The 12,951-nt window shown below is 73.1% G+C and carries 6 protein-coding genes; all 6 read left to right on the forward strand.

Annotation, left to right across the window (positions count from 1 at the left end):
• The first annotated feature begins 159 nt into the window (after window positions 1-159).
• The 6 genes from AB0D31_RS16225 (at window position 160) to AB0D31_RS16250 (ending at window position 12,826) form a co-directional block, all read left to right on the forward strand.
• Window positions 160-3,321 carry a protein kinase gene (locus tag AB0D31_RS16225; RefSeq protein ID WP_362722722.1) on the forward strand — a complete coding sequence of 1,054 codons (3,162 nt, stop codon included), beginning with the start codon at window positions 160-162 and terminating at the stop codon, window positions 3,319-3,321.
• A gap of 202 nt (window positions 3,322-3,523) precedes the next feature.
• The gene (locus tag AB0D31_RS16230; protein WP_362722726.1) at window positions 3,524-5,242 is read left to right on the forward strand and encodes a serine/threonine-protein kinase; all 1,719 of its coding nucleotides are present in this window, start codon (window positions 3,524-3,526) and stop codon (window positions 5,240-5,242) included.
• A 144-nt stretch (window positions 5,243-5,386) separates the two neighbouring features.
• Window positions 5,387-7,195: a serine/threonine-protein kinase gene (locus tag AB0D31_RS16235; protein ID WP_362722728.1), complete on the forward strand. Its 1,809-nt coding sequence runs from the start codon at window positions 5,387-5,389 to the stop codon at window positions 7,193-7,195.
• Window positions 7,196-7,420: 225 nt separating this feature from the next.
• Complete coding sequence (locus tag AB0D31_RS16240; protein WP_362722730.1) at window positions 7,421-9,136, forward strand: serine/threonine-protein kinase; 1,716 nt, start codon at window positions 7,421-7,423, stop codon at window positions 9,134-9,136.
• Window positions 9,137-9,279: 143 nt separating this feature from the next.
• Window positions 9,280-10,908 carry a succinic semialdehyde dehydrogenase gene (locus AB0D31_RS16245; protein WP_362722732.1) on the forward strand — a complete coding sequence of 543 codons (1,629 nt, stop codon included), beginning with the start codon at window positions 9,280-9,282 and terminating at the stop codon, window positions 10,906-10,908.
• Window positions 10,909-11,002: 94 nt separating this feature from the next.
• The gene (locus AB0D31_RS16250; protein WP_362722735.1) at window positions 11,003-12,826 is read left to right on the forward strand and encodes a GMC family oxidoreductase; all 1,824 of its coding nucleotides are present in this window, start codon (window positions 11,003-11,005) and stop codon (window positions 12,824-12,826) included.
• Window positions 12,827-12,951: the final 125 nt, after the last annotated feature.

Below are 12,951 nucleotides of genomic sequence, written 5' to 3' on the forward strand. Positions count from 1 at the left end.
GAAACGGGTATCCCCCGGACGTGACGCGCCGGGGCCACGTATCGTGAGAGCTCGCGGACGGTACGCAGCCGCAATGGGCCGGTAAACGACCGGAATTGACGGGTTGCGGCGGGTGTGAGCGCCGTGATCCGGGGGAACAGCGCGCTGTGGGGAGGCGTCGTGGACGACTATGCGGGTCGGGTGCTTGCCGACCGCTATCGGCTGCCGCTACCCCTCGACGACAGCTACGACCTGGTCGAGACGCCGGCCTTTGACAGCTATAGCGGGCAGCAAGTCCTGGTCCGTCAGATCCCGTTGCCCGAGGTCGTCGACGCGGAAGTACTCGAAGGCGACGACGCGTACGGGACTCCGGACGCCTATATGCGCGGCGGCGGACACGGCAACGGTGGCCCCTCCGGCGACGGCGGTCCCTACGGCAACGCCGGCCCTTACGGCAACGCCGGCCCCTACAGCGGCCGCGATCCCTACGGCCATGCCGGGGAATTCGGCAGCGGTAACGGCAGCGGCCATGGCGACGAGCGCGGATACCCGAGCGGATACGGCGAGGCACCGGGGTACGGGCGTACCACTCGCAGGCCCACCGACCCCGCGGTGCGGCGCGCCGTCGAGGCGGCCCAGGCGGCCGCGCAGATCCCCGACCATCCCCGTCTCGACCAGGTCTTCGACGTGTTCGCAGAGGACGGCTCCCTCTGGATCGTCAGCGAACTGATCGCCGCGCGCCCCCTGTCGGCGCTTCTCGCGGACCGTCCGATGAACCCCTTTCGCGCCGCGGAGGTCGCCTCCGACGTGCTGACCGCGCTGCGGGTGCTGCACGCGCACGGCTGGACCCATCGCAACATCACGGCGCGTACGGTCCTGATATGCGATGACGGGCGGGTCGTCCTGACCGGCCTCGCGGTGGGCGCCGCACAGGAAGCGCTCTGTGGGTACGCCCCCGTGCCGCTCTCCCCGGACGACGACGACGGCTTCGGCGGCACGCCGCGGCTCACGGCGACACACGACCCCAACGAGGGTTCACCGTACGGCACTTCGGCTCAGCCGCCCGATCCCGGAGCCGATCCCGGAACCGATCCCGGAACCGATCCGGGGGCCGCCGCCGAGCCCGCTCCCGCCGCGCGCCCCGCGCCGCCCGGGGCCGCCGGGAGGGCCGGGGTGATCGCCGCGTACCGCGCGGGCGCCAGGGCCGCCGCGCGCACCGGCACGGACGCCTCCCTGCCCGAGCAGCGGCCGGGCAGCCCGGCGCCCGGCCAATCCGCGCTGCCCGGCCACGCAGCCCTGCCCGGCCAAGCAGCGCTGCCTGGACGGACGGCCCTGCCCGGCCAAGCCGACCGGAGCTGGTCCGCAGAGGCGGAAGCGGAGGCGCATCCGGAGGCGGAACCGGAGGCGGGGGCCGAGTCGGAGGCGGAGACAGGGACCGGGGCCGGGGCCCGGACCGATGAGGCGCCGCAGGCGGAGACGCAGGCATGGGCAGCCGGCGCGACCGATGCCGGCCGGGGCATGTACGACCCCGTGCGCGGGGTGCGGGTAGCCGCCGGCGGCGCCAGTCCGTACGCCGACGACCAGGGCCCCGACTCCGGCCGCACCCGCCGCCAGTACGACCCCGTGACAGGCCGCTGGGTGCCCCGTCCCGCCGGGCGCCGGGCCGAGGGAGCCCCGACGCCGCAGCCCGACACCCCGCGCCCGTACAACGGCGACAGCGGCCCCCACGCCCCGGGAGCCCCGCGGCCGTACAACGGCGCCGACGCCACCTCCAACGCCTCCTCCGACCCCCGCAAACCCTCCGCCGCGTCCAGCGCCCCGAACCCCTCCGGCCCCTCCAGGCCCGCCCGTACCGCGGGCCGCGAAGCGCCCCGGGCTCAGGCGTCCGCGCCCAGGACGCCCGCGTTGCCGCCGGGGTTCCGGGCCGACGCCTTCCGTGCGGACTCCCAGCGCATGCCGCACCCCGGCCCCTCGGCGCCCGCCCCGGAGCGGACGGCCGTGCATCAGCCCCGCCCCACCCCCGGACAGCACCCCACGGACGGACCGCAGGCCGCCCCCGACGCGGCCTACCGCGGCCCCGCCAACCGGCTCGCGGCCGAGCGGGCCCGGCACACGAGGATGGCTGTCGTGGGGGCGGTCACCGAGCGGTGGGCGCCCGAACAGGCCGGGCCCATACACGAGAACTGGCGCCTCGCCCCGCCGATCGGCCCCGCCACCGACCTGTGGGCCCTGGGCGCGCTGCTGTTCCGCGCGGTCCAGGGGCACGCCCCGTACCCGGAGGAGAGCGCGGCCGACCTCGTACAGATGGTGTGCGGGGAGCCGCCCGCGTTCGCCGAGGAGTGCGGACCGCTGCGGCCCGTCGTGGAGTCGCTGCTGCGTCAGGACCCCACGGAGCGCCCGGAGTTCGAGGAGGTACGCGGCTGGCTGCGCTCCTTGGTGCGGTCCGCGCCCGAGCCCGAGGCCGGCACCCGCATCGCCCCGGTGATCGTCCCGGACGACACCAAGCTTCCCGTGGTGCGCCGCAGGGGCGAACTGGTGCGGCGCCGAAGGAAGCCCGCCGGGGCCCCCGTCGAGCACGGCCGGCACCGGCACCGGCAGGCCGCGCCGCCGGCCGGAAAGCCGAGATCGCTCGGCCGGCTGCTCCTGGTCCTCGTCCTGCTGCTGCTGGCAGGGGCGATCGCGTACGCCGTCCTGTTCATGCCCCGATCCGGATCCGGGCAGGACACGGGCGCCCGTCCGCCGGGCACCGGAGGGCAGCAGAGCCCGGGCTCGTCGGCGCAGCAGAGCCCCGGTTCGCCGGCCGGGAATCCGCCCGCGCCGACGCCCGGCGGCACGCCCCCCTCCCAGCAGACGCAGACCACCGGCCCGGGCGGGACGAGTTCCCCGCCGGCCGCCGGATACGTCGTGCGCAAGGACCCCGAGGGGTTCCAGGTCGGCGTCGACAGCAGCTGGCAGCGCCGGCCGATGAACGATGCCGGTCAAGTCCGGTATGTCGGCGGCGACTTCACGCTGATTGTCGTGCCGGGGCGGGACACCGTGCAGGCCGACGGCTCCGATCCGCTGGCCTACCAGGCGGACAAGGAGCGCGAACTCCAGCCGTTCCGGGACTCCAGCTGGTCCACCTCCTCGGGTCTGCGCCGCATCGACGTGGGGCAGCAGTCCATGGCCGAGGGGCAGTTCACCTGGCGGGACAGCAGCGGGCGGCAGGTGTACGTCCGCAATCTCGCCCTGATTGTCAATGGCCGATATCACGTGGTCCAGGTGATCGGCCCCGAGTCCCAGCGTGACAAGGTGACAGAGATCTTCGGGCAGGCCACCGGCGCCTACCGGGCCACCCGCTGACGGCCGGTCACGCTCCGTTCTCCCCGAAATCGCCCCGCCCGCACGGGATTCCATGTGTGTGCGAGGTGCGTTGCACCGGTGAAAGGCCAGGTCATCGCGGTATGGGCGGTTCGCGGGGTCACGGTTGGGTGCCCCGAGGTTCCCTGGCCGGATTCCGCTCCGTAATCTGGCTCCGTAGGAAAGGTCTGGGCGGGCGGGGGACGTGGAAAACACTCACAGCACGAGCGGCTCCGGAGCGGGGCTGTTGCTGGCCGGGCGCTATCGGCTCGGAGACGCGATAGGCCGCGGCGGCATGGGCAAGGTCTGGCGCGCCCACGACGAGGTCCTGCACCGCACCGTGGCCGTCAAGGAACTGACCGCCGCCCTCTATGTCGCCGAGGCCGACCGCGCGGTGCTGCACGCCCGTACGCAGAAAGAGGCGCGCGCTGCGGCCCGCATCACCCACCCCGGCGTGGTCACCGTCCATGACGTCCTCGACCACGACAACCGGCCCTGGATCGTCATGCAGTACGTCGACGGGCCCTCGCTCGCCGACGCCGTCAAGGCCGCCGACGGCCACCGCATCGAGGCGCGCGAAGCCGCCCGCATCGGACTGCACGTCCTCGGCGCGCTGCGCGCCGCGCACACCGCCGGTGTCCTGCACCGGGATGTGAAGCCCGGCAACGTGCTGCTCGCCCGTGACGGCCGGGTGCTGCTCACCGACTTCGGTATCGCCGCAATCGAGGGCGATGTCACCATCACCAAGACCGGTGAACTCGTCGGCTCCATCGACTATCTGGCGCCCGAGCGGGTCCAGGGCGCCCACCCGGGGCCGGCGTCCGACCTGTGGTCGCTCGGCGCAACCCTGTACGCGGCGGTGCAGGGCGTGTCGCCGTTCCGCAGGGACTCGCCGATCTCCACCATGCAGGCCGTGGTGGAGGAGGAGCCTCCGCCGCCGGACCGCGCCGGAGCGCTGGGCCCCGTCATCATCGCGCTGCTGCGCAAGACGCCGGAGGAGCGGCCCTCGGTCGAGCAGGCCGAGCGGATGTTCCTCGACGCGATGGAGGGACGCGCCTCCCAGGCCGCGCAGGCCCATGTGCCGACCGGCCCGCTCTCCGCGGCGGAGCTGCGCTCGGCCGCGCGCGCCCAGACCGGGCCCACCGTGGTGAACCCGGCTCCGCGCCCGCAGCCAGTCCCCGAACGACCCGCCCCCGCACAGCCGCAGCCCCGGGTGACGGCGGCCGCGCCCGCGCCGCACCACCCCCACGCTCCGGCGCCGCGCAGGCGGCGCTGGCGCACCGTCGCACTGGTGGTCGCGCTGGCCGCCGTGGTCGGCGTGGGGACCGGATTCGCCTATCTGAAGTACCAGGAAGGCCGGGACAGTTCGGGCGCCGGTGTCGGAGCCGGCTCCTCCGGTTCCGCCGCGCCCTCCTCCCCGGAGGCCGGCCGGTCGCCGGGCGGCGGCGACCAGTCCTTGCCCGCCGGCTGGCAGCGGGTCAAGGACAAAGCCGGCTTCAGCCTGCTCGTCCCCAAGGGCTGGAAGCGCCAGATGGACGGCAACGAGATCGACTACACCCCGGACAACGGCAAGCACCGCATCCGGATCAGCGTCGACAAGGTGCCGGACTTCGAGAACCCGTACATGCACATGCTCAACATGGAGAAGTCGCTCAAGGACCGGCTGCCGCAGTACAAGCGGGTCACCCTGCACAGCAACAACTACCGCGACCAGGTGAAGGCGTCCCTGTGGGAGTTCACCTACGTGGAGAAGCAGGACTTCCCCGGCAAGCGGCACGCCATCGACCAGATGTATTACGGCGACGGCGGCAAGCCCGAGTACGCCCTCTACATGTCGGGCCCCGAGGAGGACTGGGCGACCACGCGCCAGCAGTTCGACACGGTGCTCCAGGGCTGGCAGCCCGCGGCGTCGACGGGCGGCTGACCGGGCGGGCCCCGCTGGGCCCTTCGCCTTGCGGGGCCCTTCGCCCCACGGGGCTCTTCCCCGCGTGTGGCGAACGCCGTCGGAGGCCGCCGGGGTGCGGCATGATGGGCCTTCACGCGTGCGGGGAGATCGAGGGGGAACCCCATGCCCACAGCAGAGCACCAGCCGGAAGGATCCCGTGACCGGCCCGACTCCCGTCTGATCGCCGGACGTTACCGCCTGGGGAGGCGGCTCGGGCGCGGCGGGATGGGCACGGTCTGGCGGGCGCACGACGAACTGCTCGGCCGCCAGGTCGCCGTCAAGGAACTCCATCCCGAAGGCGGCGCCCCGGCCACCGCGGCCCTGCGCGAGGCGCGGGCGGTCGCCCAGATCAAACACCCGCACGTGATCGTCGTGCACGACGTCGTCGAGGACGGCGCGCGGGACGACGCGCGGGACGACGCGGCCGGGGCCCGCCGTTCGTACATCGTGATGGAGCTCGTCGACGGCGGCTCGCTCGCCGACCTGCTCGCCGCCAAGGGGCCCGTCGACGCCGACGAGGCCGCACGGATCGGAGTGGCGCTCCTCGGTGCGCTGGTCACCGCGCACGCCCGGGGGGTGCTCCACCGCGACCTCAAGCCCGCCAACGTCCTCATCGAGGAGGACGGCGGCCGTGTCGTGCTCACCGACTTCGGCATCGCCCAGGTGCCCGGCGCCTCGACCATCAGCGAAGAAGGCGCGTTCGTCGGGTCACCCGAGTACACCGCGCCGGAACGGATGCAGGGCGCGGGGGCCGGCCCCGAGTCCGACCTGTGGTCGCTCGGCGCACTCCTGTGCGCGGCCCTCAGCGGCGAATCCCCCTTCCACCGCGACTCGTTGGGCGGAGTCCTGCACGCCGTCGTCCTCGACGAGATCCGGCCGCCCGCCGCCGCGGCCCCGCTGCTGCCCGTCGTCCAGGGCCTCCTGGAGCGGGACCCGGCGCACCGCCTGGGCGCGGTGGAGGCGCAATCGTTGCTGCGCGCCTTCATGGCGACGGGCAGCACACCCCCGCGCCGCCCCACACCGGCGGACCGCGTCGGACCCGCCACGCCACCGGCCTCGGGCGCGGCCCCGGCCGTCGCCTCCCCGCAGGCCTTCGCACCGCTCCCTCCCGGCCCGCCCGGCACCGGGCACTCCGTTCCCGGGCCGGCCAACACCCCGGTCGCCAGGACCGCTTCCGTCGCCCGGCCGTGGCGGAAGCGGAGCCTGCTGGCGGCAGCCGCCCTCGTCCTCGTACTGACCGGGGCGGGCGCGGTCGTCGCGGTGTTCGCGCTCGACGGCCTGGGTGCGGACCGGGACACGCGGGAGCGGACCTCGCCGAGCGTGGCGGTCGGGGCGCCCGCCACCGGCACGCCCGACACCGGCACGCCCGACACCGGCACGCCCGACACAGGCACGCCCGACACAGGCGCGACCCGACCGCGCAGCGATGCGCCGCGGCGCCCGCCTCCGCCTCCACCGCCGGCCCCGCGGCAGGCCGCCCTGCCACCGCTTCCCGACGGGTTCCAGTTCGTGCGCGACCCGGACGGCTTCGGGATCGCGCTGCCCGACGGTTACGTACGCACCACCGACGCGCAACGCGTGTTCTACAACTCACCGGACGGCGCCCTCAAGGTGGGGATCAGGACGCAGCACACGGTGGCCGGGGGGCCGCTCGGCGTCATGAAGCAGTCGGCCGCCAACGGGCCGGTCACCAACCCGGGTTACCGCGACGGCAAGGTCACCGCCACCACGCACCACGGGCACGACGCGGCGCTGTGGGAGTTCACCTGGAACGGCTTCACCAAGGCCGAGGGCGCCCGGCACACCTATGACGTCTCCTGGGACGTCCCGGGGCGGATGTACGACGTGTGGGTGTCGGCGCCGATCGGCCGGCTCGACGAGGCCAAGCGGACCTTCGACACCGCGCTCGACTCCTTCGTACCGGAGCTCTGAACGCCGGGCTCTCAGCGCCGGGCTCTCAGCGCCGGGCTGCGAACTCCGGGCTCTGAACGCCGGTCTCTGAACGCCGAGCTCTGAACGCCGAGCTTTGAACTCCGAACTCCGGGCTCCGATCCGGACTAGGTGCCTCCGGCTCCGGATTCCGCGCTTCTGTCACGGGTCTGCATCCGCACCGGGCCCGGCGTGGCACCGGGGCACGCCGTTCGTCAGGATGTGGTCATGACGAACGACGGAGGGCGGGCGGACGAGCCCACCAGCTACGCCCTGCGGCCCCCGGAGCCCGCTCCGGTGCCGCGGCAGCACCCGCACGACCCGGCACCGCACGAGCCCAGGAGCCCGCACGACCCGGCACCGCATGAGCCGACGCAGCGGCAGCCCGTCGTCGTCGGCGGCGGCGACGACGTCGGCGACGGCGCCGGCCGGCTGCTCGGTGGCCGCTACCGTCTCCTCGCGCGGCTCGGGTCCGGCGGGATGGGCACGGTCTGGCGGGCCCGTGACGAGGTCGTCGAGCGCGACGTGGCGGTCAAGGAACCGCGTGTGCCGGACCACTTGGGGGAGCGCGAACGGTCCACCGTCCATCTGCGCATGCGGCGCGAGGCCCGCGCCGCCGCCCGCATCGAGCACCCGTCCGTGGTCACCGTGCATGACGTCGTCATGGAGGACGGCAGGCCGTGGATCGTGATGGAACTCGTCAGCGGCCAGTCGCTCGCCGACCGGCTCCAGGAGGGCACGCTCGACGTCCGTGAGGCGGCCGGGATCGGTCTCGCCGTCCTCGGCGCGCTCGCGGCGGCCCACGAGGCCGGCGTCCTGCACCGTGACGTCAAGCCGGCCAACGTCCTGCTCGGGCGCGGTGACCGCGTCGTGCTGACCGACTTCGGGATCGCCCAGGTGGAGGGCGAGCAGGGCCTGACCGAGACGGGCGCGTTCGTCGGCTCGCCCGAATTCATCGCCCCGGAACGGGTGTTGGGCCGGCGTCCCGGTCCCGAGTCCGACCTGTGGTCGCTCGGGGTGGTCCTGTACGCGGCAGTCGAGGGCATGTCGCCCTACCGGCGCAGCAACACCCCCGCCACCCTCCAGGCGGTGCTCTCCGCCGAACCGCAGATGCCGGCCCGCGGCGCCGGCGCGTTCGGCACCCTCGTCATGCAGTTGCTGCGCAAGGACCCGGCTGCCAGGCCGAGTTCCGCGGAGGTGCGGGCCACGCTGGAGGCCGTGGCCGCCCCGGCGCCGGCCGCGGCGGCGGGAAGCGCCCCGGGCGCGGGGAGCGGGCTGTTCGACCGCGGCACGTCACCGGCCGGCGCGAGCCGCTGGGTGCCGCCGGTTCTCGTGGAAAGCCGCCGTGCGCGGTACGGGCTCGGCGGCGGGTTCGTGGCGGCGGCGGCCGCGGTCGTGCTGATCGTCGCGGACCCGTTCGGCGCAGGCGGAGGCGGGCTTCCCGCCGGGTGGCAGGTCCGGCCGGAGAACGAGGTGCTCCACGCGGACATGACGGTCCCCGACGACTACGCCCGCACCCAGGGCAGCGAGGGCGACAGCGTCACGTACGACGACCCGAGCGCCGTCTTCACGATCTACGCCGACCGGCTCGACCCGGCCGCCGACAAGAGCGGCGAGCCCACGCTGCCGGCCGACCCCGCGGCCTGGAAGGCGTACTACGAGAAGGGCGGCAGGAACGGCGTCGAGTTCAAGGACGCCAAGGTGACCACCACGACCGTCGTGCACCAGGGCAAGAAGGCGTACGACCTGGTCACCGAGTACACCCCGATTTCGTCCTCGGCCACCAACCCGGTCCGCTACCGCTACCACGAGCTGCTCGTGCCGGGTGCGGGCACGACCTACTGGCGGCTGCGCGTGACGATGCCGGCGGCCGGCAAGGCGTCCAAGGACGGCGGGGCGCTCTTCGCGGAAGTCGAGAAGGGTCTGAAGATCCACGACCTCTGACCCTGCGGTTGTGGGCGACCCTGATCCGCCACAAGTCCCTGATCAGCAGTTATGCGGCCAGTGATCGCTGGCATGGTCGACGGGGTGCGAAAAGCTGTTACCGACGGGTACCGAAAGTGCCCGTCCCGGCATACGCTCCCCCCATGACGGACTCGCAGGCCTCGCCCACGACCACCCGCACACCTGCCGGCACCAACCCGGTGGCCCCGGCCCCGGCCGGCGCGCGCACCGCCGCCGACGTGGTCACGGCGCAGCTCGTCGCCCAGCTCACGCGGGGTGTGGTCGGCTCGGGGCGGACCGCCAACCACACGCCGTTCACCGGGGACAAACTCGCCGACCTGCCCGAGTCCACCCCCGAGGACGTCGCCGAGGCGTTCACCCGCGCCCGCGCGGCACAGCGCGCCTGGGCCGCGACACCGGTCCGCGCGCGGGCCGCCGTGCTGCTGCGCTTCCACGATCTCGTGCTCGCCCGCCAGGCCGAGGTGCTCGACCTGATCCAGCTGGAGACGGGCAAGGCGCGGCTGCACGCCCACGAGGAGGTGCAGGCGGTCGCGGTCGCCGCGCGCCACTACGGCCGCAAGGCCCCCGCCTACCTGAAGCCCAGGCGTCACACGGGCGTCGTACCCACCCTGACCAAGGTCACGGAGCTGCGTCAGCCGCGCGGGGTCGTCGGGCAGATAGCGCCATGGAACTACCCGTTCGAACTGTCGGTGGGCGACGCGCTGCCCGCGTTCGTCTCCGGCAACGCCGTCGTGATGAAGCCCGACACCGAGACCGCGCTCACCGCCCTGTGGGCACGCGACCTGCTGATCGAGGCGGGCCTCCCGGCCGAGGTCTTCCAGGTCGTCCTCGGTGGCGGTCCCGTCGTCGGCCCCGAGGTCGTCAAGCACGCCGACTACGTCTCCTTCACCGGCTCGACCCGCACCGGCCGCGAGGTGGCCCAGGGCGCGGCGGCCCGACTGGTGGGCGTATCCCTGGAGTTGGGCGGCAAGAACGCCATGCTTGTGCTGCACGACGCCGATGTGGAGAAGGCGGCCGCGGGCGCGGTCCGTGCCTGCTTCTCCTCCGCCGGTCAGCTCTGCATTTCGATCGAGCGACTGTACGTGCACGCATCGATCGCCGACGCCTTCCTCGATCGATTCGCCGCACGAACGAAGGCGATGCGGCTCGGTCGATCACTGGCGTACGGAGCGGACATGGGCTCGCTGGTCGGCGAACGCCAGCTGGAGACCGTCACCCGGCACGTCGACGAGGCCGTCGCCAAGGGAGCCACCCTCGTCGCCGGCGGCGTCGCCCGCCCCGACATCGGCCCCCTCTTCTACGAGCCCACCATCCTGGACGGCGTCGAGTCGCCCATGGCGGTGTGCACCGAGGAGACCTTCGGGCCGGTTGTCTCCGTCTACCGCTTCACGGACGAGGACGAGGTGATCGAGCAGGCCAACGGCACGCCGTACGGCCTCAACTCCTCGGTGTGGACCAAGGATTCACGCCGCGGCCACGAGGTGGCGGCGAAACTGAACACCGGCACGGTCAACATCAACGAGGGGTACGCCCCCGCGTACGGCAGCGTCCAGTCGCCGATGGGCGGCATGAAGGACTCCGGGCTCGGCCGCCGGCACGGCTCCGAGGGCATCCTCAAGTACACCGAGGCGCAGACCGTCGCCCAGCAGCGCCTCATCCCGCTCGCCCCGTCCTTCGGGATGGACGACGAGAAGTACGCGGCCTTCATGACCCGCAGCCTCAAGGCGATGAAGGCCCTGCGCCTGCGCTAGCCCGCCTCCTCCGGACCCCGCCCCGCCGAAGACCCGTCCATCGGATCCCGCTCCCGCCGACGACCCGTCCGCCCCCCCGTGCACGAGGAGAGCCATGCCCCAGGTACCCCCAGCGCAGAATCCGGACGACGACGGCGGGTACGACGACCGCGGGTACGACTACGACGTCGTCGTGATCGGGTCGGGCTTCGGTGGCTCGGTGACGGCGCTGAGGCTCACCGAGAAGGGGTACCGCGTCGGTGTGCTCGAAGCGGGCCGCCGCTTCACCGCGGCGACCCTGCCGAAGAACTCCTGGGACATCAAGAACTACCTGTGGGCGCCGAAGCTCGGCCTGTACGGAATCCAGCGCGTCCATCTGCTGGGCAATGTGATGGTCCTCGCCGGCGCCGGCGTCGGCGGCGGATCGCTCAACTACGCCAACACCCTCTACGTGCCGCCGCAGCAGTTCTTCGACGACCCGCAGTGGAAGTCCATCACCGACTGGCAGGACGAGCTGGCGCCCTACTACGACCAGGCGCGGCGCATGCTCGGTGTACGGCTCAACCCGACGATGACGCCGTCCGACGTCCACCTCAAGGCCGCCGCCCAGCGCATGGGGGTCGGCGACACCTTCCACATGGCGCCCGTCGGTGTCTTCTTCGGCGACGGCCAGGACGGTGACGGCACGGCGAAGGCGCGCCCCGGCACGGCCGTCGACGACCCGTACTTCGGCGGTGCGGGCCCCTCCCGCAAGGCGTGCACCGAGTGCGGTGAGTGCATGACGGGATGCCGGCACGGCGCGAAGAACACCCTCAACGAGAACTACCTGTACCTCGCCGAGAGGGCGGGCGCGGTCGTCCACCCCATGACGACCGTCGTATCGGTGACCGGTGACTCGCGTGGCGGCCACGCCGTGGCGACGCTGCCCACCGACCGCAAGGACGCCCCGGGCCGCCTGTTCACCGCGCGTCACGTCGTCGTCGCGGCAGGCACCTACGGCACCCAGACCCTGCTGCACCGGATGAAATCGGGCGGTCAACTCCCGTACATTTCCAAGCGGTTGGGGGAGTTGACCCGTACCAACTCGGAAGCGCTCGTCGGCGCGCAGACCACGAGCCGCCGCTACCGCAAGCAGCACGGCGCGCCCAGGGTCGACTTCACGCGGGGCGTCGCCATCACCTCCTCGATCCACCCGGACGAGAACACCCACATCGAGCCCGTCCGCTACGGCAAGGGTTCGAACGCGATGGGCAGCATGTCGATCCTCCAGGTGCCCTACGGCGTCAACCGGGTCCGCAACTGGCTCGGCAACGCGGCCAAACACCCCCTGCTCCTCGCGCGTTCGATCAGCAATCACCACTGGTCCGAGCGAACGATCATCGGCTTGGTCATGCAGTCACTCGACAATTCGCTCACCACGCACCTGAAGCAGGACGGTGTCGGCAAGGGCCTGCTGACCGCGGAGCAAGGACACGGCGCGCCCAACCCCAAGCAGATCAAGGCGGCCACCGAGGGGGCCGCGGCGATCGCAGCGGAGATCAACGGCTTCGCGGGGTCCAACGTCGGCGAGCTCATGGGCACCCCGCTCACCGCGCACTTCCTCGGCGGCTGCCCGATCGGCGACTCGGCCGAGACCGGTGTGATCGACCCGTACCACCGGCTCTACGGGCACCCGGGGATCTCGGTGGTCGACGGCGCGGCCGTCTCGGCCAACCTCGGCGTGAACCCGTCCCTGACGATCACCGCACAGGCCGAGCGGGCCATGTCGCTGTGGCCGAACAAGGGCGAGGAGGACCTCCGCCCGGCGCAGGGTGCGGCCTATGTCCGGCTCGCCCCCGTCGAGCCGAAGGCGCCGGCCGTCCCCGCGGAGGCGTTCGGCGCGCTGAAGCTGCCCTTCCTCGGTCTGCCGCAGGTCCCGCCGAAGGAGCCGGCGTCGTAGCCGCGGAACCGGCGTCGTAACGGCGTCGCGGCCGCTCGGCGACCGGACACGCGTCAGGCGCTGCACCCCCCTCCGAGTGCAGCGCCTGTCGCGTACGTGGAGACCTGGTGGAGCCCCGCAGGCGT

The organism is Streptomyces sp. NPDC048361 (assembly GCF_040651795.1).
In the GTDB taxonomy this organism is placed as follows: Bacteria; Actinomycetota; Actinomycetes; order Streptomycetales; family Streptomycetaceae; genus Streptomyces.

What these genes read in the sequence shown, in the direction of transcription:
- AB0D31_RS16250 (WP_362722735.1), top strand. Translation starts at nt 11,003, where the DNA reads ATGCCCCAGGTACCCCCAGCGCAGAATCCGGACGACGACGGCGGGTAC.
- AB0D31_RS16235 (WP_362722728.1), top strand. Translation starts at nt 5,387, where the DNA reads ATGCCCACAGCAGAGCACCAGCCGGAAGGATCCCGTGACCGGCCCGAC.
- AB0D31_RS16245 (WP_362722732.1), top strand. Translation starts at nt 9,280, where the DNA reads ATGACGGACTCGCAGGCCTCGCCCACGACCACCCGCACACCTGCCGGC.
- AB0D31_RS16240 (WP_362722730.1), top strand. Translation starts at nt 7,421, where the DNA reads ATGACGAACGACGGAGGGCGGGCGGACGAGCCCACCAGCTACGCCCTG.